The organism is Flexivirga sp. B27 (assembly GCF_052905685.1).
The window spans coordinates 650701-672137 of record NZ_JBPYUM010000002.1; the positions used below are offsets into that span (position 1 = coordinate 650701).

At 67.2% G+C, this 21437-nt stretch carries 19 protein-coding genes; 13 read left to right on the forward strand and 6 right to left on the reverse strand.

Annotated features, from left to right (window positions below; all coding sequences use genetic code 11):
- Positions 1-28: 28 nt before the first annotated feature.
- A complete protein-coding gene (locus tag ACSZL9_RS11970; protein WP_446665717.1) occupies positions 29-535 on the reverse strand; it encodes a DUF1203 domain-containing protein in 507 nt (168 codons plus the stop codon).
- Between the two features lie 69 nt (positions 536-604).
- Here ACSZL9_RS11970 and ACSZL9_RS11975 point away from each other — a divergent pair, with 69 nt between their 5' ends.
- Positions 605-1393: a hypothetical protein gene (locus ACSZL9_RS11975; RefSeq protein WP_446665718.1), complete on the forward strand. Its 789-nt coding sequence runs from the start codon at positions 605-607 to the stop codon at positions 1391-1393.
- Positions 1394-1616: 223 nt separating this feature from the next.
- Here the strand turns inward: ACSZL9_RS11975 and ACSZL9_RS11980 are convergent, their stop codons facing one another.
- Positions 1617-3074: a GuaB1 family IMP dehydrogenase-related protein gene (locus ACSZL9_RS11980; protein ID WP_446665719.1), complete on the reverse strand. Its 1458-nt coding sequence runs from the start codon at positions 3072-3074 to the stop codon at positions 1617-1619.
- Positions 3075-3122: 48 nt separating this feature from the next.
- Between ACSZL9_RS11980 and ACSZL9_RS11985 the strand changes: the two genes are divergently transcribed.
- The 3 genes from ACSZL9_RS11985 to ACSZL9_RS11995 all read left to right on the forward strand — a co-directional run bounded on the left by ACSZL9_RS11985 (position 3123) and on the right by ACSZL9_RS11995 (position 5545).
- Complete coding sequence (locus ACSZL9_RS11985) at positions 3123-3776, forward strand: MBL fold metallo-hydrolase (RefSeq protein ID WP_446665720.1); 654 nt, start codon at positions 3123-3125, stop codon at positions 3774-3776.
- Positions 3777-3803: 27 nt separating this feature from the next.
- Positions 3804-4949 carry a lipid II:glycine glycyltransferase FemX gene (locus ACSZL9_RS11990; RefSeq protein WP_446665721.1) on the forward strand — a complete coding sequence of 382 codons (1146 nt, stop codon included), beginning with the start codon at positions 3804-3806 and terminating at the stop codon, positions 4947-4949.
- Between the two features lie 212 nt (positions 4950-5161).
- The gene (locus tag ACSZL9_RS11995) at positions 5162-5545 is read left to right on the forward strand and encodes a hypothetical protein (protein WP_446665722.1); all 384 of its coding nucleotides are present in this window, start codon (positions 5162-5164) and stop codon (positions 5543-5545) included.
- A 79-nt stretch (positions 5546-5624) separates the two neighbouring features.
- Here ACSZL9_RS11995 and ppgK read toward each other — a convergent pair whose 3' ends face one another.
- Entirely contained in the window at positions 5625-6401 is a 777-nt protein-coding gene (gene ppgK / locus ACSZL9_RS12000) for a polyphosphate--glucose phosphotransferase (RefSeq protein ID WP_446665723.1), read from the reverse strand.
- A 40-nt stretch (positions 6402-6441) separates the two neighbouring features.
- A complete protein-coding gene (gene map / locus ACSZL9_RS12005; RefSeq protein ID WP_446665724.1) occupies positions 6442-7305 on the reverse strand; it encodes a type I methionyl aminopeptidase in 864 nt (287 codons plus the stop codon).
- A gap of 61 nt (positions 7306-7366) precedes the next feature.
- Between map and ACSZL9_RS12010 the strand changes: the two genes are divergently transcribed.
- Together ACSZL9_RS12010 and ACSZL9_RS12015 are read left to right on the forward strand one after the other, a co-directional pair.
- Complete coding sequence (locus ACSZL9_RS12010; protein WP_446665725.1) at positions 7367-7546, forward strand: methionine aminopeptidase; 180 nt, start codon at positions 7367-7369, stop codon at positions 7544-7546.
- 28 nt (positions 7547-7574) lie between these two features.
- Positions 7575-8783, forward strand: a complete 1209-nt coding sequence (locus ACSZL9_RS12015) for an MFS transporter (RefSeq protein WP_446665726.1) — start codon at positions 7575-7577, stop codon at positions 8781-8783.
- Here ACSZL9_RS12015 and ACSZL9_RS12020 read toward each other — a convergent pair.
- Positions 8768-9790 (reverse strand): LacI family DNA-binding transcriptional regulator, encoded by a 1023-nt coding sequence (locus ACSZL9_RS12020; RefSeq protein ID WP_446665727.1) that lies wholly within the window; start codon positions 9788-9790, stop codon positions 8768-8770. The genes ACSZL9_RS12015 and ACSZL9_RS12020 overlap by 16 nt on opposite strands.
- A gap of 109 nt (positions 9791-9899) precedes the next feature.
- Between ACSZL9_RS12020 and ACSZL9_RS12025 the strand changes: the two genes are divergently transcribed.
- The 7 genes from ACSZL9_RS12025 to ACSZL9_RS12055 all read left to right on the forward strand — a co-directional run bounded on the left by ACSZL9_RS12025 (position 9900) and on the right by ACSZL9_RS12055 (position 20519).
- Entirely contained in the window at positions 9900-11210 is a 1311-nt protein-coding gene (locus ACSZL9_RS12025) for an extracellular solute-binding protein (RefSeq protein WP_446665728.1), read from the forward strand.
- Positions 11207-12289 (forward strand): carbohydrate ABC transporter permease, encoded by a 1083-nt coding sequence (locus ACSZL9_RS12030; protein ID WP_446665729.1) that lies wholly within the window; start codon positions 11207-11209, stop codon positions 12287-12289. The genes ACSZL9_RS12025 and ACSZL9_RS12030 overlap by 4 nt, the downstream gene beginning before the upstream one ends.
- Positions 12289-13149 (forward strand): carbohydrate ABC transporter permease, encoded by an 861-nt coding sequence (locus tag ACSZL9_RS12035; RefSeq protein ID WP_446665730.1) that lies wholly within the window; start codon positions 12289-12291, stop codon positions 13147-13149. Before ACSZL9_RS12030 ends, ACSZL9_RS12035 begins: the two co-directional genes overlap by 1 nt.
- Positions 13150-13152: 3 nt before the next feature.
- Complete coding sequence (locus ACSZL9_RS12040) at positions 13153-15525, forward strand: beta-glucosidase (RefSeq protein ID WP_446665731.1); 2373 nt, start codon at positions 13153-13155, stop codon at positions 15523-15525.
- 45 nt (positions 15526-15570) lie between these two features.
- The gene (gene xylA, locus ACSZL9_RS12045) at positions 15571-16752 is read left to right on the forward strand and encodes a xylose isomerase (RefSeq protein WP_446665732.1); all 1182 of its coding nucleotides are present in this window, start codon (positions 15571-15573) and stop codon (positions 16750-16752) included.
- A gap of 63 nt (positions 16753-16815) precedes the next feature.
- On the forward strand, positions 16816-19035 hold the full coding sequence (locus ACSZL9_RS12050; protein ID WP_446665733.1) for a beta-glucosidase: 2220 nt from the start codon (positions 16816-16818) through the stop codon (positions 19033-19035).
- A 230-nt stretch (positions 19036-19265) separates the two neighbouring features.
- Positions 19266-20519, forward strand: a complete 1254-nt coding sequence (locus ACSZL9_RS12055; protein WP_446665734.1) for an MFS transporter — start codon at positions 19266-19268, stop codon at positions 20517-20519.
- Here ACSZL9_RS12055 and panB read toward each other — a convergent pair.
- On the reverse strand, positions 20459-21319 hold the full coding sequence (panB, locus tag ACSZL9_RS12060) for a 3-methyl-2-oxobutanoate hydroxymethyltransferase (RefSeq protein WP_446665735.1): 861 nt from the start codon (positions 21317-21319) through the stop codon (positions 20459-20461). The genes ACSZL9_RS12055 and panB overlap by 61 nt on opposite strands.
- Between the last annotated feature and the right edge of the window lie 118 nt (positions 21320-21437).

The window sequence follows — 21437 nt, forward strand, 5'->3', positions numbered from 1 at the left end:
CGCGTGTCGACAGGGCATCGACCAGGGCTTACCGATCGGCGCGCGTTGCTGCGAAGCTGAAGCACTGTGCGATCACGTTGTGCAGGTGGACCTCCCGCACCCGCGGATCAGTCAGGATCTGGTCGATCGCGCGAACGAGTCCGTCGCCGGCTCGGACGAACCGATGCTGGTCGTAGATCTGGGTATTCACGCGCCCGTCGGCGTCGCCGAACGCACGAACGATCTGGTCACGGTCTTCGAACTGTGTGGGGAAAAGGCCGTCGTGGCCGGGACAGTCGCGGGTGTGCACCACGACCGGTCCGGTCTCCCGATATGGGCTGGTCCATCCGAACGGGGAGAACGCAATGATCGCGATCTCATCTCCCGGGCGGGAATCGGTCAGGCAACAGCGCAGCGGCCAGCCACCTTCGCGGTCGGTGAACGAGTCGACGGGGTTGCCGACGTGATCGACTCCGCTGTCCAGCACCCGAGTCAGCTCCTGCGGGTCAACTGCGTGGTAGGCGACAGCGGAATCTTCGTGTTGAGTGATCTTCATGACCGGTAGACGACGCGGACCGCTCGAACGTGAGGTTGGCGGTCGCGGTCGCGCCGCCATGATGGGGGTATGACGTCCCTCGACGGCGCCGCACGCTCGCGGCAGGTCGCGGCCACGACGCCGCTGCCCCACGCGCACGCGCACGCCGACTCCCGGCATCGGCATCCGTTGTGGGACGCGCTCGCGGCCGGGTTCACCAGCATCGAGGTCGACGTGTGGGCGGTCCGCGGCAAGGTGCTCGTCGGGCACAGCGTGCCGATGCCGTGGCGGCAGCTTCATCGGCTTTACCTGGATCCGCTCGCGTCGCTGATTGCTGAAAGGGGCTGTGTCTACGAGGGATTCGACCAGCCGCTGCAACTGGTGCTCGACGTCAAGAGCGACGCGGACCGGTCCCGTCCGGTGATCGAGGAGCTGCTGGCGTCATACGAAGGGATGGTCAGTCACTGGCGTGACGGTCACTTCATGCCCGGGGGAGTGGCCGTGGTGCTCAGCGGCAACCTCTCCGGCACCGTGTATGCCGCCCCGACGCGCTGGACCGCCACCGACGGACGGGTGCGGGCCACGGGTCTCGACATACCGGCCGACGTGATGCCGTTGCGCAGCGACTGCTGGACCGAGCTGTTCTCCTGGCGGGGGAAGCATCCGATGCCGAGGCGTGAGCGTGAGTTGCTGGACGCATTCGTGGCGGACGCGCACGCGCGGGGGCAGCGGGTCCGCTTCTGGGACACGCCTGACCGACCCGGGCGGGCCCGGTCCGCCGTGTGGTCAACGCTGCTGGATGCCGGCGTCGACCTGATCGACACCGATGATCTGTCGGGGTTGCGGGATTTCCTGCTCGCCCGTCGGTCCGGCACATAGTGGAGAGACATTGCCGGTCAAGGTCCGGCAGATAGTGCGGCCGAGCGCACCATCAGCAGGCCCCAACCTGGTGTGGCGCACGATCTGCTGGCCCCAACGTGACCCCGCCGAGTGACGGCGACCTCGCCGAGTGACGGTCGGATACGACCGTCACTCGGCGAGGGAGCCGTCACTGACGAAGAATGGTGGGCCGCAGGCGGCTCACCGGGATGTCTTGGGGGGCTTACCAGGATGTCTCGCGCGGGCGGCCCTCGTCATACCCGCTGGCGCTCTGGACGCCGACCAGCGCACGCTCGCGGAACTCCGCGATGTCTCGGGCGCCCGCGTAGGTGAAGCTGGACCGCACACCGGCGATGATCGAGTCGATGAGGTCCTCGACGCCCGGACGGGCCGGGTCGAGGAACATCCGCGAGGAGGAGATGCCCTCCTCGAAGAGCGCTGACCTGGCGCGGTCGAACTCGCCACGGGCCTGCGTGCGGCCGCTGACCGCACGCGCGCTCGCCATCCCGAAGGACTCCTTGAACAGGCGGCCGTCGGCGTCGGTGTTGAGGTCGCCGGGGCTCTCCCAGGTGCCCGCGAACCACGAGCCGATCATCACCGAGCCCGCACCGGCAGCCAGCGCCAAGGCCACGTCGCGCGGATATTTCACTCCACCGTCGGCCCACACCGCGGCGCCCAGTTCGGTTGCTGCTGCTGCGCATTCGAGCACCGCGGAGAACTGCGGGCGACCGACGCCGGTCATCATCCGGGTGGTGCACATCGCGCCCGGACCCACGCCGACCTTGATGATGTCGGCACCCGCCGTCGCCAGGTCGCGTGCGCCGTCGGCGGTCACGACGTTGCCGGCGGCAATCGGCACCCGCACCCCGGACGAGGCTGCGAATTCATCGCGCGCCGCGCGGACCACACCCAGCGCGTCGACCATCTTGTCCTGGTGACCGTGCGCGGTGTCGACCACGAGCACGTCTGCACCGGCTGCCAACGCGGCGGTGGCCTTGGCCCGCACGTCGCCGTTGATGCCGATCGCGACGCCGATGCGCAGCTTCCCGTCGCCGTCGACGGCAGGCTGATAGATGGTCGAACGCAGGATGCCCTGGCGGGTCAACACACCGGCCAACTCGCCGTCGCGCACGACGGGCGCGAGCTCGAAGTGGTGCTCGGTGAGGGAGTCGAAGACCGAGCTGAGGTCGTCGCCGTCCTCGACGGTGAACAGCTCCCGGGTCATCACCTCGCCGACGGTGGCGAAGCGGTCCACCCGTCGCGAGTGCCGCTCCGTCACCAGCCCGATCGGCGCCCGCGCGTCGTCGACCACGACCGCCGTGCGGTGCGCCCGCTTGCCGATGAGGGCCAGGACGTTGCCGACCGGCTCGTCCGCGTGCACGGTCACCGGTGTCTCGAAGACGGTGTGCCGCGCCTTCACATAGGCCACCGTCTCGCGCATCGCATGCTCGGGGATGTCCTGCGGCAGCACCGCGATCGCTCCGCGGCGTGCGACCGTCTCGGCCATCCGCCGCCCGGAGATCGCGGTCATGTTCGCCACGACGAGCGGGATGGTGGTGCCGACTCCGTCCGGTGTCGTCAGGTCGACGTCCAGACGGCTGGTCACCGACGAGCGGGAGGGCGCCATGAAGACGTCGTTGTAGGTCAGGTCGTATGGCGGGCGGTCACCGAGGAACTTCACGTTCGCACATGCTACGTGGCCGGGCCCGCTGCGTCATACGGTGTGCAGATGGAGCTCACTCTTCTCGGTCATTCCTGTGTCCTGGTCGAAGCCGGCGGCGGCCGCGTCCTCATCGATCCGGGCACCTTCTCCAGCTTCGAGGACGTGACGGAGCTCGACGCGATCTTCGTCACGCACCAGCACGCTGATCATCTGGACCCGGAGCGACTCCCGGCACTGCTGAAGAACAACCCCGGCGCCAGCCTGTATGCCGACAGCGACACCGCGGACATCGTCTCTCGCGAGGAGATCCCGGTGACTCGCACCGAGGCGGGCGACCACTTCCGCTTCGCGGACCTGACGGTGACCGCGGCCGGGTCCCGGCACGCGGTGATCACCGAATACGTCCCGGGCATCAGCAATGTCGGGCTCTACCTCACCGCTGCCGGTGAGCCGTCCTTCTTCCATCCGGGCGACGCGCTCGATGCCGAGGTCCCCGGCGACGTTGACCTGCTCGGTGTGCCGGTCAACGCTCCGTGGTGCGCCGTGAAGGAGACGGTCGAGTTCGTCCGCCGCATCGGCCCGTCGGCGGTGCTGCCGATCCACGACGCGCTGCTGACCGACGCCGGTCGACAGATTTACCTGCGGCACATCGGCGGCTTCGGGCGTGACGGCGGGATCCCGGTGCGGGACCTGCACGCGCACGGCACGCTGTCCGTGTGATGCGTCCGGCCAGGTAACTTGGTGGCCGTGAACCTGCGAGTGACCGCCTGCCGTGACCGTGACACCTGGGACCGCGCGGTTCTGTCCGCCGGTGGCCATCCCCTCCAGCTGTGGGGCTGGGGTGAGGTGAAGTCCCGCTATGCATGGAGCGCCGACCGGCTGCTCGTGCACGACGCCGACGGTGTGCAGGTCGGCGCCGCCCAGGTGCTCTACCGCCGCCTGCCTCCGCCGTTCAAGTCGCTGGCTTACATCCCGCGCGGCCCGGTGGCCGACGAGCCGGCCCGTGGGGAGGTGCTGCGTGCGATCGCCGAGCACGTCAAGGCCACCCGCAAACCGGTCGGCCTCACGATCGAGCCGGACTGGGCGGACCCGAAGTCCCCTCTGCCCAAGGGCGTTTCGGACGACGAGGTTGCCACCATCGAGCGCACTGCACCGGCCGGGTGGCTTGCCGCGGTCGCCGGCGCCGGCTTCCGCCGCAGCTCCAACACCGGCCTGATCCCGCGCACGCTCGTCGTCGACCTGACGCCGGACGAGGACGACATCCTGAAGGCCTTCAACTCCTCGACGCGGCAGAACGTCCGCAAGTCGTTCCGTGCCGAGAACGTCCGATTCGGTGTGGTGACTTCGGAGTCCGACCTCGAGCAGGTGCTCGCGATCAACAAGGAGACCGGCAAGCGCGCGGGCTTCGCGGTGCACGACGACGCCTACCACCGGGCGATCCGTGACGAGCTGGGCGAGCGTTCACAACTCGTCGTCGCCTGGGAGGGCGATGATGTCGTCGCCTTCGTCTGGTTGGTCGTCTCCGACACCACCGCGTTCGAGCTGTATGGCGGGGTCTCCCCGCGTGGCATGAAGCTGCGGCTCAATTACGGCCTGAAGTTCCACGCGATGAAACACGTGAAGGCGCAAGGGGTTTCACGCTACGACTTCAACGGCTTGCTCAACGACGGCATCTCCGACTTCAAGCGGCAGTTCAGCAAGCACGAGGACCTGCTGATCGGCACCTGGGACAAGCCGCTGTCGCCGCTCTACCCGGCCTTCGCGACGGCGTTGCCCAAGGTGCGCACCGCACTCAAGCGCGGTGTGCCGGCGGCGAAGGCGACGATGCGCGATCCCAAGTCGGCCGTCACCACAGTGCGCGCCCGTTTCTCCCACACGTCGTCGGCCGAATAGCCGGGGTGTGCAACCGACGCAGGTTGGGCTTGCACGAACCGGATCCCACCTGAATGGCTGTGCTGGTGTGGACGAAGCAGCCTGTCGTTCCGTCACGAGGCTGCTCCCACGACCCGATATAGCGGGAATGAACCGATGTGAAAAGTGTCCGTGGGCATCATCGGTCTCGTCAACCGGCACAGTCGGAACCGACACATTCAGGGGAAAGAACGATGAAACGCAGCAGGATTGCGGCCGGTGTGCTGGCCGCCAGCGCACTGGGGGCGACGCTCGCCGGAGTCAGCGCCCCGGCGGCCCGCGCCAACGGCGGTGTCAAGACCACCCACGGGCAGGGCACCGCATGGTTCGAGTCGTACGGCGACAAGCTGTGGGTGAACGATTGGGCCGCAGACGGCCACGGGGTACATGCCTGGGTCTGGAGCAGTGACGGAACCGAGATCGTGCGCGATTTGTACAACAGCAACGGTTTCCACGGCAGCGCAGCCTTCGCCAACTGGAACCTGCCGGAGAACCACAAGTACACGCTCGAAGTGTGCCTCGTCGATGGGACGCGCGACCCTGGCTTCGACTGCAAGAAGGCGACGATCTACAGCTGATGGGTCACCAGGCGGTCTTTCGGCCGACCCATCAACGCCCTCCTGGATCCGCCCACGGGGGGTGTTGTTGCGCTGGCCGTCAGGGTCGCTGGCGCTTGACCTCAGCATCGCGCACGGCCAGCCACGCGGCGCCGATGATGCCGGCGGCATTGCGCAGCTGGGCGGCCACGATCGGTGCCCGCAGGTGCAGCAGCGGCAGGAACTTGTCGCCCTTCTTGGAGACACCGCCGCCGACGACGATCAGGTCGGGCCAGAGCAGGTCCTCGATGTGGCTGTAGTAGCGCTGCAGGCGCTTCGCCCAGTCCTCCCAGGACAGGTCCTCCTCGACATGGGCGCTCTCAGCGGCCTTCGATTCGGCGTCGTGCCCGTCGATCTCCAGGTGGCCCAGCTCGGAGTTGGGCAGCAGCTGTCCGTCGATCAGCAGGGCCGAACCGATGCCGGTGCCGAGGGTCGACACCAGGACGGTGCCGTCGGTGTTGCGTGCGGCCCCGAAACGTAGCTCGCCCACGCCCGCGGCGTCGGCGTCGTTGACGACGGTGACGTAACGGCCGAGGCGCTTGCTGAGCAGATCCTCGACGTTGGTGCCGATCCACGAACGATCAATGTTTGCAGCGGTTCTCACCACACCGTGGGTCACCACGCAGGGGAGGGTGATGCCGATCGGCTGATCGCCGATGTCGTCGGCGAACTTGTCGGCGATCTGCTCGATCACGTCGGTGACCGCGTCCGGAGTCGACTCCTTCGGTGTGTCGATGCGCACCCTGTCCTTGGCGAAGGCGCCCTCGTCGAGGTCGACCGGTGCGCCCTTGATGCCGGTGCCCCCGACATCGATGCCCAGTGGGTAGGTCTTGCTCATGGTGGTTCTCACTCCTTCGCGGGTGCGTCAGTCAAGAAGATTAAGGCAACGTCAAAATTTCAGGTCCGCTGTCCGTAATCAACACAGTGTGTTCGAACTGGGCGGACCGTTTGAGGTCACGTGTGGCGACCGTCCAGTCGTCGTCCCACAGGTCCCACTCCGGGGTGCCGAGGTTGAGCATCGGCTCGACGGTGAACGTCATGCCGGGCTCGATCACGTCGGCATGTGCCGGAGCGGCGTCGTAGTGCGGGATCACCAGCCCGGAGTGGAAGACCGGGCCGACCCCGTGGCCGGTGTAGTCACGGACCACGCCATACCCGAAGCGCTTGGCGTATTTCTCGATCACCCGCCCGATGACGTTGACCTCGCGACCGGGCATCGCCGCCTTGATGCCGCGCAGCATCGCCGCCTCGGTGCGCTCGACCAGCAGTCGGGACTCCTCGTCGACGTCGCCGACCAGGAACGTCGCGCAGTTGTCGCCGTGTGCGCCGTCCTTGTAGGCGGTGATGTCGATCTTGACGATGTCGCCGTCCTCCAGCGGCCGGTCGTCCGGTATGCCGTGACAGACGATCTCGTTGACGCTGGTGCACAGCGACTTGGGGAAGCCGCGATAGCCCAGCGTCGAGGGGTAGGCCCCGTGGTCGAGCATGAATTCGTGTCCCACCCGGTCGATCTCGTCGGTGGTGACACCGGGACGCACGGCGGCTCCGGCCGCCTGCAGCGCCTGTGCGGCGATCCGCGCGGACACGCGGATCCGCTCGATGAGCTCGGGGTCGTGCACCTCGGACCCGGTGAACGGTGCCGGCGCGGGTTTGCCGACATACTCGGGGCGGGCGATGGCTGCCGGGACGGCGCGTCGCGGACCGACGCGCCCGGCGCGAACAGGAGTGCTGGTGGCGGACATATGCTGCAGTCTAAGGAGCAACGATCCGCCGGCGTCGCCGGCGACGACGAGGGAGCAGCAGATGGCCTACTGGTACAACGTCGACACCAGCAAGGTCGAGCAGGACGGCCAGACCGACCCGAAGGCGAAACTGCTCGGCCCGTTCGACACCGAGGACGAAGCGCGTAACGCGTTGCAGCATGCTGCGGAGCGCACGGCGGCCTGGGACGAGGAGGACAAGGAGTGGAACGGCGAGAAGTGAGCAGCCGCAACGGCGCTCGCGCCCACCGTTGCTGAAGCCCTACCGAGCGCTGCTGGCGACCCCCGAAGCGGGTCGGTTCCTCATCGGCTCGCTGATCGCCCGACTGGGCGGCGCGATGTTCGGTGTCGCGGTCGTGGCGATGGTCGCAGGGCGCCGTGACTCCTACTCGCTGGCCGGTGGCGTGTCCGCCGCGGGTCTGGTGGTGCTCGCCGGCACTGCGGCCGGCGTCGGGCGTCTCGTCGATCGCTTCGGTCAGCGCAGGGTGACTCTTCCACTGGCGTTGTGGGGCGTCATCTGGGATGCGGTGCTGGTCATCGCGTCGATGACCGGCGCGCCGAGTTGGACGTTGTTCGTCGCCTACCCACTTGCCGCCATCGTGGCCGCGCCCGACGCGATGAGTCGTGCGCGATGGGTCTATCTGCTGCAGGGGCAACCGGATCGGCTGCACACGGCGATGTCGCTGGAGCAGGTGCTGGACGAGTTCGCGTTCGTCGTCGGGCCTGCGGTCGCCGTGCTGCTGGCCACGACGGTCACGCCCGAAGCAGGGTTCATCGCCGCGTCAGTGCTGTATGGCGTCGGATCGGTCATCTTCGTCAGCGCACGTGCGAGCGAGCCACCGGTCGAGCGGGTGGCGGGAGTCGTGACACCCAGCGTGCTGCGCAACCCGCCGGTGCTGGTCGTCGCGGCGATCATGGTGCTGACCGGCGGCATCCTCGGTGCCAATGACGTGGTGACGTTGGCATTCGCCTCCGAGCAGGGGCACGCCAACCTCGCGGGGTTGATCCTCGCCCTCTTCGCACTCGGGTCCGGCACCTCGGCGATCGTGTTCGGGATCAAGGAGATCGGTGGCTCGCTGTCCCGTGCGCTGTTGCTCGGCACGGTCGCGATGTGCGTCCTGGAGGCTCCGGTCCTGTTGGTCCACGACCTGCGAGCGCTGGCGGTCGTGTTGATGATCGCCGGAGCCGCCACGGCACCGACGCTGATCACCACGATGAAGCTGGCGCAGACGCTCGTCGGCCCCGGTCAGGTGAACGAGTCGATGGGCGTGGTCTTCACCGGCCTGCTGGTCGGCGTGGCCGGCGGTTCGGCGCTCAGCGGCGCGGTCGTCGAGCGGTGGGGAGCGCACGCGGCGTATGCCGTGCCGGTCCTGTCCGGTGCCGGCGCAATCGTGTTGGCAGCATTGGCATTCCGGCTCCTGAAGCGCTCGCTGCCTGCGGTCGCTCAGCCGGTCGCCTGACCGATCAGCGGACCGGTGGTCTTGCGCACGATCAGGTGTGTCTCGAGCTGGAACGGGTGCGAGAACGCATCCGGGTCGTCGGCGAGTGTCAGGACGCGCTCCACCGCGACCTTGCCCATTTCGACCAGCGGCTGGTAGACGGTCGTCAGGGGGATCGGCGCCCATCGCGCCATCAGGGTGTCGTCGAAGCCCACGACCGACAGGTCGCGCGGGACCGACATACCGCGTTCCATCGCTGCGCGCAGCGCACCCAGTGCACTGGCGTCGCTGGACGCGAAGACGGCGGTGGGCGGATCGGGCAGCGCGAGCAGCTCGTGGGCGGCAGCCAGGCTCGGCTCGACGGCGTAGACGTCGCCGAGCACCAGGTCGGGATCGAAGGCGATGCCGGCATCGGTCAACGCGCTGGTGTACCCGTGCAGGCGTTCGCGTGCCGGCTGTGACGCGGGCGGGCCGTTGAGGAACCCGATCCGGCGATGCCCGAGGTCCAGCAGGTGCTGAGTCGCCTCGCGGCCACCGGCCCAGTTGGTGGCCGAGATCGACACGGTCGAGCTGGTGGTCTCGCCGATCGGGTCCACCACCACCAGGGCGATGCCGGCCTCGGCACACCACTGCTGCTCGCGCTCGGTCATCGGCGTGGTGACCGTCACCAACGCACCGATGCCGCGGGCCGAGACCGTGTCGAACCACGGTTTGGTCAGCCCCTGCAACTCTCCGTCCTCGGTGAGCATGCGCTCGACCACGAGTGACTGACCCAATCGCATGGCGGCCTCGGTCGCGCCGCTGAGGACCGACAGCGAGTAGGGGCTGATCAGGTCGTCGAAGAGGATCAGGACCGAGTTGGCGCGGTGCCGGGCACGCCGCCGGGCGTTGTAGCCGAGGTCCGCGGCGGACCGCAGCACGCGCTCCTTGGTCTTCGAGCTCACGTCCGCTCGACCGTTGAGCACCTTCGAAGCGGTCGACTGCGAGACCCCCGCGTCCTCTGCCACTGCCCGCAGCGTCGCACCCATTGCCACACCTTCTTTCGTCCAAACTGCTTGACCCCCCGATCACGCCGGACTTAGATTAACCTGAACCGAAACGTTTCCGAAAGTTTCGGAACCCACGAAGGAGTCTTACATGTCCGTGTCCCGTCGTCAGCTTCTGATGGGTGCGGTCGCGTCCGCGCCCCTGTTCGCCCTGACTGCCTGTGGCAGTGGTGGGGGTCGTCAAGGCGCCGGTGGCGGCGGTGGTGGCGGGCTCTCGGCCTGGGCGCTGACCGGAGGACCGGAGAAGGTCTTCCGCGACACCTTCGCGCAGTGGAACAAGAAGAACCCCGACCACAAGTTCAAGGTCCAGTACTTCGCGAACGACTCCTACAAGCAGAAGATCCGCACCTCGGTCGGCTCGGGCAACGGACCGACACTGATCTACTCGTGGGCAGGCGGCACGCTGAAGGACTACGTCGCCAGCAAGGACGTCGTCGATCTCACCGACAAGATCCCGACCCTGAGCAAGCGGGCGATCCCGTCGGTGCTGGACGTCGGCAAGGTCGACGGGAAGGTGTATGCCGTCCCGATCAACAACTCGCAGCCCGAGCTCATCTACTACAACAAGAAGCTCTTCAAGGAGGCCGGCGTCGAGGTCCCCAAGACCTGGAGCGAGCTGCTGGACGCGGTGAAGAAGCTCAAGGCCAAGAACATCCTGCCGATCGCGCTCGCCGGGCAGAGTCAGTGGCCCGAGCTGATGTGGATCGAGTTCCTGGTGGATCGGATCGGCGGCCCGGAGGCGTTCAACAAGGCGTTCCAGCAGAAGAAGGGCGCGTGGTCGGACCCGGCCTTCAGCAAGGCGTTCGCCAAGCTCAAGGAACTGATCGACGCCGGCGGTTTCGGTGACAAGTTCGGCTCCGTGGTGGCCGACAACAACGCCGACGCCGCATTGGTCTACACCAACAAGGCCGCGATGCTGCTGCAGGGCAACTGGGTCTACACCACCTTCACCACCGACGCCAAGAAGTGGGTCGACGACGGCAACCTCGGCTGGTTCGCGTTCCCGAGCGTCGAGGGCGGCAAGGGCGACCCGAGCAACGTCTACGGCAACCCGGCCAACTACTTCTCGGTGTCGTCGAAGGCGTCGAAGGACGACCAGGACCTGGCCGCGAAGTTCCTGGATGAGTACAACCTGGACGACAAGGCCTGCGACGAGCTGATCGACATGGGCCTGATCCCCGCGGTCCAGAACATCGAGAGCAAGCTCGAAGCGAGCAAGGACAAGGACTTCCTGCTCTTCACCTACAACCAGACCAAGAACGCCAAGAGCTTCCAACTGTCCTGGGACCAGGCGCTTTCGGACAAGCAGGCGCAGACGGTGCTGGCGAAGCTGTCGGCGTTCTTCCTGGGCAAGGCGACGGCGAAGGACTTCATCTCGGCGATGAACGGCACGATCAAATGAGTTCGGGCGGGACTGCCGCGGCCGCGGCGGACCGTCCGACATCCCGTGCGGCATCGGCACGGGCCGAGGGTCTGCTCCAGCAGGGCATCGACGGTGAATCAGCCGGTGAACCTGCTGGTGAACCGGCCGGCGGACCCGTCCACGACGGGCCCGGCCGCTCCCCACGTGAGCGGGTGCGTGGAGCCGGCGGCGGCCAGCAGCCGAAGGCCAGCCGCAAGGGCCCGAGTCTGTGGATGCTGGCTCCGGCGGCCGTCTTCTTCGCCGTGTTCGGTCTGGTGCCGCTGGTCGGCACTGTGGTGCTGTCCTTCTGCAAGTGGAACGGTCTGGGCAGTCCGACGTTCTCCGGCTTCGACAACTGGAGCACGGTGTTGCAGGACGACAGCACCTACCACGCCCTGTGGCTGACGATCCTGATGTGCGTGGCGACCTTCGTGGTGCAGTTCCCGCTGAGCCTGTTGCTCGGAGTCTTCATGGCGGGGCAACAGCGCTACCGTGCCGTCTTCTCGGTGCTCTACTTCATCCCCCTGCTGTTCTCCGCCGCAGCGATCGGCATCGCGTTCAAGAACCTGCTGGACCCCAATTTCGGGTTGTCCAACGCACTGCATCTCGGCTTCCTGCAACAGGATTGGCTCGGTGACCCGGCGTTGGCGTTCTGGGTGGTCATCGCGGTGGTGTCGTGGTGCTTCATCCCGTTCCACTCGCTGCTCTACCAGGCCGGAGCCCGGCAGATCCCCAAGTCGCTCTACGAAGCGGCACAGCTGGACGGTGCCGGTCGCGTCCGCTGCTTCTTCAGCATCACGCTGCCGCAGCTGAAATACACGATCGTGACGAGCACGACCCTGATGATCGTCGGCACGCTGACAGCGTTCGACCTGATCTATGTGATGACCAACGGCGGGCCGGGCGATGCGACGCGCATCCTGCCGGTGGACATGTACCTCGAGGGTTTCAAGAGCAACCAGATGGGCATCGCCAGCGTGGTCGCGGTCATCCTCATCGTCCTCGGGCTGTCCTTCTCGCTCGTGCTGAACAGATTGAGCGGATCGGACCGCATGGAGAGCCAGATGGAGGGAATGTGATGGCCGAGGCGAGCATTGCACGGCCGCGGGTGCGGGCACCGCGCCGCGGGAGACCCAACGTGCTGGGTGGTCTGCTCGGATTCGTCTGGCTGATCCTGACGATCGGTCCGATCTACTACGTCGTGATCACCAGCCTGAAGTCGCAGGCCGACTACTACGACTCGAATGCCCTTGGCATTCCGACGGATCCGACGTTGCGTGCCTATCGCACGGTGTTGGAGAACGACTTCCTGCGCTACTTCGTCAACAGCCTGGTCGTGGCGGTGGCAACGGTCGCCGTCGCAGTGATCGTCTCGCTGATGGCCAGCTACGTGATCGTGCGACGCTCGTCGCGGATCTCCCGGCTGTCCCAGCGGGTCTTCCTGCTGGGCATCGCGATCCCGATCCAGGCGACCATCGTGCCGGTCTACTACCTGATCGTGCAGCTGCACCTCTACGACACGTTGCCGGCGCTGATCCTGCCCGGCATCGCCTTCGCGATCCCGATCAGCGTGCTGATCCTGGTCAACTACCTGCGCGACATACCCACCGAGCTCTACGACTCGATGCACGCGGACGGGGCGAGCGACTGGCGGATCTTCGTCAGCCTGGTGCTGCCGTTGTCGCGGCCCGCCATCACGACGGTCGCCATCTATGACGCGCTCAACTGCTGGAACGGCTTCCTCTTCCCGTTGATCCTCACGCAGAGCTCCAATGTGCAGACCTTGCCGCTGTCGCTCTGGAGCTATCAGGGTGAGTTCAACTCGGACATCCCGGCCGTGCTCGCGGCGATCGTGTTGTCCTGCCTGCCGATCCTGGCGGCATACATCATCGGACGACGGCAACTTGTTGCCGGCCTGACCGCCGGCTTCGGAAAGTGAACGATGACAGCTGAACAACAGGTCCCGGACCCCGTCTGGGCAGATCCGTCACGCCCGGTCGACGAGCGGGTGGAAGCGCTGCTCGCCGAGTTGTCCGTGGTCGAGAAGGCCGCGCAACTGGGCTCCTATTGGCCGCGGCCACCGGAGGATTCGGCCACGGGCGAGGGCGGGTCCGGCGGGGACGTCGCGCCGATGCAGTCTGCGTTCGAGGACGGTCGACGCGACCTGGCAGCGACGGCCGCGCACGGGCTGGGTCAGCTGACGCGTGTCTTCGGGTCGGCCCCGGTGTCACCGGCGACCGGGGCGCAACGGTTGGGCACGTTGCAGCAGTTCGTGATCGACCAGCAGCGGCTCGGCATACCTGCGATCGCGCACGAGGAGTGCCTGACCGGATTCACGACGCTCGGAGCGACCTGCTACCCCGCGGCGATCGCCTGGGGTGCGACGTTCGAGCCTGCTCTGGTGGAGTCGATGGCACGTCGGATCGGCAGTGACATGAAGGCAGTTGGCGTGCACCAGGGCCTGTCGCCGGTGCTCGACGTCGTGCGTGACTACCGGTGGGGACGGGTCGAGGAGACGATGGGGGAGGACCCCTACCTCACCGGCACCCTCGGTGTCGGCTACGTGCGCGGACTGCAGGACAGCGGCGCCCTCGCGACCCTGAAACACTTCGCCGGGTATGCCGCTTCCCGCGCCGGACGCAACCACGCCCCGGTGTCGATCGGCCCACGGGAGTTCGAGGACGTGATCCTGGTGCCCTTCGAGATGGCGGTCCGGCTCGGCGGCGTCGCATCGGTGATGAATTCGTATGCCGACCTGGACGGCGAGCCGCCGGCGGCGTCATACCGGCTGCTGACCGGAATCCTGCGTGATCGTTGGGGATTCGAAGGCACCGTGGTGTCCGACTACTGGGCCGTCACGTTCTTGGAGTCGATGCACCGGGTCGCTGCGACCCGTGACGAGGCCGGGGTGTTGTCGCTGTCCGCCGGGATGGACGTCGAGCTGCCGGAGACCAGTGCGTTCTTCGGGTTGGCCGAGTCCGTGGAGTCGGGTCGGCTCGGTGAGGACGTGCTCGATCGTGCGGTGCGCCGTGTGCTGCGGCAGAAGGTCGCGCTCGGCCTGCTCGATCACGACTGGGCGCCGGTGCCGCGGGCAGCGGCGACGACGAGGCTGGACAGCGACGGCAATCGGTCTCTCGCGCGCACGATGGCCGAGCGGTCGATCGTGTTGGTGCGCAACGAGTCTCACGCTCTGCCGCTCGCGGACATACCGCAGCGGATCGGGGTCGTCGGCCCGTCGGCGGTCCAACCACGGACCTATCTCGGCTGCTACACCTTCCCCAATCACGTGCTCTCCCGATACGCCGAGCACGGCGCAGGCATCGAGCTCACGGACCTTGTCGACTCGATGACGGACGAGTTCCCGGCGGCGACAGTGCGGCACGCACGCGGAGTCGACTTCACCGACCCCGACCTGTCCGGGGTGCCCGAGGCGCTCGAGGTGGTGCGGGAGAGCGATGTCGTGGTGCTGACCGTCGGAGACCTGGCCGGGCTCTTCGGCCGCGGGACTTCAGGCGAAGGGTGCGATGTCGTCGACCTCGCGCTGCCGGGTGCGCAGGGGCAACTCGTCGATGCCGTCCTGGACGAGGCAAACCAGCTCGGTGTCCCTGTCGTGCTGCTGCTGGTCACCGGACGCCCTTATGCAGTGGGCGAATTCGTCGAACGAACTACTGCGATCGTCCAGGCGTTCATGCCGGGCGAGGAGGGCGGCGCGGCGATCGCCGGAGTCCTGTCCGGGCGGGTCAACCCCAGCGGCAAGCTGCCTGTTGCGCTGCCGGCCCTGCGCGGTGGTCAGCCGGGCACCTACCTCGGACCGCCCCTGGCGATCGGTGATGACGGGGTGTCCAACCTGGACCCGCGCCCGGCATACGCCTTCGGACACGGGCTGAGCTACACGACGTTCGAGGTGACCGACCTGCGCGTCTCGGCCGAGTCGATCGCGACCGACGGCACCGTGCAGGTGGGTGTGACTGTGCGCAACACCGGCGGGAGAGCGGGCGCCGAGGTGGTGCAGCTCTACCTGTCCGACCCGGTCGCGCAGGTCACGCGACCGATGAAATGGCTCGCGGGGTTCGCCAAGGTGGACCTGGCGGCCGGCGCCGAGGCCCGGGTGACGTTCGAGATCCACGCCGAGCGCACGTCCTTCACCGGACTGTCCGGCACTCGGATCGTCGAACCCGGGGACATCGACGTGGCGATCGGCACTGCGAGCGACGCGCTGCCGCTGATCGGCCGGTTCCGGATCGAGGGCACGGAGCGCGTCGTCGGTGAGGGCCGTGTGCTGGACACCCCGGTGTCCGTGGCGCACACGCCCTGACGGCATACACACTTGATGGACCACAACCAGGAAGCAGGCATCCCCATGGCACTCACCCCGACACCCGACGACAGGTTCTCCTTCGGTCTGTGGACCGTCGGCTGGACCGGCGTCGACCCCTTCGGCACGGCGTCGCGCACGCCGCTCGAGCCGTGGGACTACGTCAAGGAGCTGGCGGCGCTCGGCGTCTGGGGCATCACCTTCCACGACAATGACGTCTTCGACTTCGACGCCGACGAGGCCACGAAGCGGTCCCGCGTCGAGGCGCTGAAGAAGTCTTGCGACGAGTCGGGCATCACCATCGAGATGGTCACGACCAACACCTTCACCCACCCGGTGTTCAAGGACGGCGGGCTGACCAGCAACGACCGCGGTGTGCGCCGGTTCGGGCTGCGCAAGATCCTCGGCGCGGTCGACATCGCCGCCGAGTGCGGGGCGAGCACCTTCGTGATGTGGGGCGGACGAGAAGGCGCCGAATACGACGGCAGCAAGAACGTCTATGCCGCCCTGGAGCGCTACAAGGAGGGCATCGACACCGTCGCGGCATACATCAAGGACAAGGGCTACGACCTGCGAATCGCGTTGGAACCCAAGCCGAACGAGCCGCGTGGTGACATCTTCCTGCCGACCGTCGGGCACGCCCTGGCCTTCATCGCCGAGCTCGACAACGGCGACATCGTCGGCCTCAACCCGGAGACCGGGCACGAGCAGATGGCCAACCTCAACTACAGCCACCAGCTGGCGCAGGCGCTGTGGAGCGGCAAGCTCTTCCACCTCGACCTCAACGGCCAGCGGGGCCTGAAGTACGACCAGGACCTGGTCTTCGGGCACGGTGACCTGTTGTCGGCGTTCTTCACCGTGGACCTGCTCGAGAACGGCTTCCCGGGACAGCCTGACGCACCGCGCTACACCGGTCCCCGACACTTCGACTACAAGCCGTCGCGCACCGAAAACATGCAGGGAGTGTGGGATTCGGCCGCTGCGTGCATGTCGACCTACCTGCACCTGGCGGACAAGGCACGGGCTTTCCGCGCCGACCCGCGGGTCACCGAGGCGATGGAGTATGCCGGAGTCGCCTCGCTCCAGGAGCCGACCCTGGCGGCAGGGGAGTCGCTGACCAACTTCCTGGCTACCGACGACGGCTTCGACGTGCAGCAGGCGGCCGAGCGTGACTACGGCTTCGTCAAGCTCAACCAGCTCGCCGTCGAACACCTCACCGGTCACTGAGATGCAGAGGTGGCCGAGGAGCGACGAAGGAGCGTCTCGAGGTCCCGACCAGAGGTGGCCGAGGTGGACCTGAGCACGATCCCGGTCCAGGTGAAGGCGAGCTTGCTCGTCGGCAAAAACTTCTGGACCACCATGGACGCGTCCGAGCACGGGATCGGCAGCGTGCAGGTCGCCGACGGACCCCATGGGGTGCGGCACGCGATCGGTGAGGGGCTCGACCTCAACTCTGCTTCGCCGGCGACCTGCTATCCGCCGGCTGTTGCGGTGGGTTGCAGCTGGGACCGAGAGGTCGCGCGTCGGATCGGCGAAAGCGTTGCGCGAGAGGCGCGTTCGCTGGGCGTCGACATCGTTCTGGGGCCAGGAGTCAACATCAAGCGGTCGCCGTTGTGCGGGCGCAACTTCGAGTACTACTCGGAGGATCCCCTCCTTGCCGGCGAATTGGGTGTCGCGCATGTCGAAGGACAGCAGGGCGCCGGCGTCGGTGCCTCGGTCAAGCACTTCGCCGCCAACAATCAGGAGACGGACCGCATGCGGGTGGACGTGACCGTCGACGATCGCACCCTGCGGGAGATCTACCTGCCGGCCTTCGAGGCCGTGGTCAAGCGGACGCAACCAGCGACGGTGATGGCGTCATACAACCTGATCGGTGGGCTGCACGCGACCGAAAACCCTTGGCTACTCACGACATTGCTGCGTAACGAGTGGGGGTATGACGGTGCGACGGTCTCCGACTGGGGCGCTACGTGTGACCCGGTGGCGTCTGTGGCGGCCGGGCTCGACCTGCAGATGCCCGGTCCGTCCGAAGCGGCTGTGGAGGCGATCACGGCGGCGGTTGCCGACGGGAGCCTCGCCGAGGCTGATCTGGACCGAGCGGTCGGCCGAGTGCTCGCGCTGCGTGGGTGGGTTGCCGAGCAGGCTGCCGACTTCGACGCGAACGCCCATCATCAGCTTGCGCGGGAGACCGCGCGATCCTGTGCGGTGCTGCTGAAGAACGACGGTGTTGCGCTGCCGTTGCAGCCGACGGAGCGGATCGCGGTCATCGGTGAGTTCGCGCGCACTCCGCGGATCCAGGGCGGTGGCAGCTCGCACATCAATGCGACCGAGGTCGACTCGGCATTGGAGGAGATCGGCGCTGTCGCCGAAACCGTCGATTTCGCACCGGGATTCACCTTTGACGGGTCAGGTGACGCCGACCGGCTGCTCGACGAGGCCGTGCAGCTCGCGTCGGGCGCGCACGTCGCGGTGCTCTTCGTCGGGCTGCCGGACCATGAGGAGTCGGAGGGATTCGATCGTGACCGGCTCTCGTTGCCTGCGGACCAGATTCGGCTGATCAAGGCGGTCGCGCAGATTGCGCCGCGCACGGTGGTCGTCCTGTCGCACGGCGGCATCGTGACCGTGGAGGAGTGGCACGAGGACGTCGAGGCGATACTCGACTGCTTCCTGCTCGGCCAGGCCGGCGGAGGCGCTACCGCGGATCTGCTCTTCGGGTCGGCGAACCCCTCCGGGCACCTTGCCGAGTCGGTGCCGAAGGAGTTGCGCCATACGACCGCGTATTTGAACTTTCCGGGTGATCACCTGCAAGTGCGTTACGGCGAGGGCGTTTTCGTCGGCTACCGCGGTTACGAGAGCACAGGGACCGTGGTTCGCTACCCGTTCGGTCACGGGCTGAGCTACACGACCTTCGCGGCCACCGACCTGCGCGTCGAGGTGACCGGCAATGCGGCCGCAACAGCCACAGTGACGGTGACGAACACCGGAGACCTGGCCGGACGGGACGTGGTGCAGCTGTATGTCGGAACGGATGCCGGACCCGTGCATCGACCGGTGCGAGAGCTGCGGGCGTTCGAGTCCGTCGATTTGGCGCCGGGGGAGTCCCGTGAGGTGACCCTGACGCTGGACGATCGAGCCTTCGCCTATTGGGACGTCGGTGATCACGACTGGGTCGTGCCGGCCGGCGACTACAGGGTCGAGATCGGCGAGAACGCGCACGACATCGTTGCCGCACAGAGGATTTCGCTGGCCGGCAATGAACCGGTGCGACCGTTGTCACGGACGTCGTCCGTTGACGAGTGGCTGGACCATCCGATCGTCGGCGGCTCTGTGCTGGTCGACACTCTGGCCGAGCGCCTACCGGCGAAGGAAGCCGCGCTGGTCCAGGACGATCCGGCGGTGTTGCGGATCATGGGGTCGATGGAGATGCAGAAGGCACTGCAGATGTTCGGTCTCGGCGATGCGATGGCTGCACTCGACGGCCTCATCGCACGATCCAGTGCCGCCGAGTAGGTCTTCCTAGCATGCTGGAGCTCGTGATCCCTACCTCGACGCCGCCGGAGCGCGATCGCCGCGACCATGCCGGACGGGATCACGTTCCGATCAGCACGGCAGATCGGGGCTGTCGGCGAAGTCGTTAGACTGGTTAACAATGAGGTACATGACGCGATGGGCTGCGAGTCACAAGCTCCTTGCAGCACCAACGCATCACCAGCCTCCTGTGCCTGCCCTGAACGAAAATCATGAGTAACACGCCGGACTTCGACCTGAAGCGACTGGCGATCCCGGCATACGGTCCTTCGCTGCTCTTTGGCGTGGCCGAGGGCGCGATGCTCCCGGTCGTCCCGTTGTCCGCTCGCGATCTCGGTGGGTCGGTCGCCACAGCCGCTCTCATGGTGACCCTGCTCAACATCGGCTCGCTGCTGTTCAACGTGCCCAGCTCGGTGCTCACCGCGAAGTACGGCGAACGGCACGCGATCATCGGCGCGGCAGCAGTCGGTGCGCTCGCCGCCGCGCTCTGCATGACGGCGAATTCGTTGGTGTTGTTCGGGATCGGCGCGTTCCTCATGGGCATCAGCGGCTCGGTCTTCATGCTGGCCCGGCAGAGTTACCTGACCGAAGCGGTGCCCGCGCGCTACCGGGCGCGGGCGCTGTCGACGCTCGGGGGAGTGATGCGCGTCGGGATGTTCCTCGGCCCGTTCATCGGTGCTGCTGCCATGTGGGTGTGGCACCTGCACGGGGCGTATGCCGTCTGCGTGGTCGCGCTGGTCGTGGCAGGCATCGCGGGCGGGACTCTGCAGGATCTGCCGGCGCACAGCACGGAGTCCGGTGCGGATCCCAGCACCGTCACCGTGCGTGGCGTCGCACGCGACTACAAACGGATCTTCCTCACCGTCGGCATGGGCATCCTGCTCGTCGCCATGATCCGCGCGACCCGGCAGGCGGTCATCCCGCTGTGGGCCGAGCACCTCGGCCTGTCGGCGCAGACGATCTCGGTCATCGCCGGCATCGCCAGCGGCATCGACATGCTGGTGTTCTATCCCGCGGGCAAGGTGATGGATGTATTCGGCCGGCGCTGGGTCACCGTGCCGTCGATGCTCGTCATGGGGGTGTCGATGATGACGATCCCGCTCACCGGCGGTGCGGTGCCGTTGTGCATCGTGGCCTGTGTCCTCGGCTTCGGCAACGGCATCGGCTCGGGCATGGTGATGACCCTCGGCGCCGACTTCTCGCCGTCGGTAGGCCGGGCACAGTTCCTGGGCATCTGGCGTGAGTTGTCCGACGCGGGAGCGACGCTCGGACCCGCGGTCCTGTCGCTGGTGACGGCGGCAGCCGCCCTCGCTGCCGGCATCGTGGTGTCGGGAGTCTTCGGGTTGCTGGCGGCCGCGGTCATGTGGTGGTCCGTGCCCCGGAAGGAACACGGACCACCACACGCTCAGGACTCGAAACTCTGCTCGGCCGAAGGGAATTCGCCGGACGCGACCTCACGCGCGTAGTCCTGCGCCGCGCGCCCGAGCTCGCCGCGCAGATCGGCATACTTCTTGACGAAACGCGGTGCCTTGCCGCCCCGCAAACCGGCCATGTCCTGCCAGACCAGCACCTGCGCGTCGCAGTCCGGACCGGCGCCGATGCCGATGGTCGGTATGTCGAGCGCCTCGGTCACCTTGCGCGCAGCGGGCGCCGGCACCATCTCCATCACGACCGCGAAGCAGCCGGCCTCCTGCAGGGCCAGCGCGTCCTCGAGCAGTCGCTCGGCGCCGTCGCCGCGGCCCTGGACGCGGTAGCCGCCGAGGACGTGCTCGCTCTGCGGGGTGAAACCGATGTGCCCCATGACCGGAATGCCGGCGCGCACCAGCAGCTCCACCTCGGGCACCATCGGCTTGCCGCCCTCGAGCTTGACCGCGTGGGCCAGGCCTTCCTTCATCATCCGTGCGGCAGTCTCCAACGCCTGCTGCGGACTCGCCTGGTAGGACCCGAACGGCAGGTCGGCGACGACCATCGCGTGCGAAGTCGCCGTGCTGACCGCACGCACCAGCGGCACGAGGTGATCGACGGTCACCGGCACGGTCGTCTCGAAGCCGAAGACGTTGTTGCCTGCGGAGTCCCCGACCAGCAGCACGGGGATGCCGGCCTCGTCGAAGATCTCCGCGGCATACATGTCGTATGCCGTGAGCATCGCCCACTTCTCGCCCTTGGCCTTCTTGGCCTGCAGGTGGGGCACGCGCACCCGCCGCTGCGGGGCTGCCTGGGCTCCGGTGCCGTAGGGGGAGCTCACTTCTGGGGTCTTTTCCGTCATACCAGCGACCCTATCGGCCGACCTATAGGTAAAGGATTGGTCAAGGCAAAGCATAAGAACCTTAAAGGATCCTGATGTTGTGCCGCGGATTTGCACAGAAGTAGTAAGGCTGTCCTCG

Excerpts from the sequence above, each read along its gene's own strand:
- ACSZL9_RS11975 (WP_446665718.1), top strand. The coding sequence starts at position 605 with ATGACGTCCCTCGACGGCGCCGCACGCTCGCGGCAGGTCGCGGCCACG.
- panB (WP_446665735.1), bottom strand. The coding sequence starts at position 21,319 with ATGACGGAAAAGACCCCAGAAGTGAGCTCCCCCTACGGCACCGGAGCC.
- ppgK (WP_446665723.1), bottom strand. The coding sequence starts at position 6,401 with ATGAGCAAGACCTACCCACTGGGCATCGATGTCGGGGGCACCGGCATC.
- map (WP_446665724.1), bottom strand. The coding sequence starts at position 7,305 with ATGTCCGCCACCAGCACTCCTGTTCGCGCCGGGCGCGTCGGTCCGCGA.
- ACSZL9_RS12035 (WP_446665730.1), top strand. The coding sequence starts at position 12,289 with ATGGCCGAGGCGAGCATTGCACGGCCGCGGGTGCGGGCACCGCGCCGC.
- ACSZL9_RS11985 (WP_446665720.1), top strand. The coding sequence starts at position 3,123 with ATGGAGCTCACTCTTCTCGGTCATTCCTGTGTCCTGGTCGAAGCCGGC.
- ACSZL9_RS12020 (WP_446665727.1), bottom strand. The coding sequence starts at position 9,790 with ATGGGTGCGACGCTGCGGGCAGTGGCAGAGGACGCGGGGGTCTCGCAG.
- ACSZL9_RS12025 (WP_446665728.1), top strand. The coding sequence starts at position 9,900 with ATGTCCGTGTCCCGTCGTCAGCTTCTGATGGGTGCGGTCGCGTCCGCG.
- ACSZL9_RS12055 (WP_446665734.1), top strand. The coding sequence starts at position 19,266 with ATGAGTAACACGCCGGACTTCGACCTGAAGCGACTGGCGATCCCGGCA.
- ACSZL9_RS12030 (WP_446665729.1), top strand. The coding sequence starts at position 11,207 with ATGAGTTCGGGCGGGACTGCCGCGGCCGCGGCGGACCGTCCGACATCC.
- ACSZL9_RS12040 (WP_446665731.1), top strand. The coding sequence starts at position 13,153 with ATGACAGCTGAACAACAGGTCCCGGACCCCGTCTGGGCAGATCCGTCA.
- ACSZL9_RS11995 (WP_446665722.1), top strand. The coding sequence starts at position 5,162 with ATGAAACGCAGCAGGATTGCGGCCGGTGTGCTGGCCGCCAGCGCACTG.
- ACSZL9_RS12010 (WP_446665725.1), top strand. The coding sequence starts at position 7,367 with ATGGCCTACTGGTACAACGTCGACACCAGCAAGGTCGAGCAGGACGGC.
- xylA (WP_446665732.1), top strand. The coding sequence starts at position 15,571 with ATGGCACTCACCCCGACACCCGACGACAGGTTCTCCTTCGGTCTGTGG.
- ACSZL9_RS11970 (WP_446665717.1), bottom strand. The coding sequence starts at position 535 with ATGAAGATCACTCAACACGAAGATTCCGCTGTCGCCTACCACGCAGTT.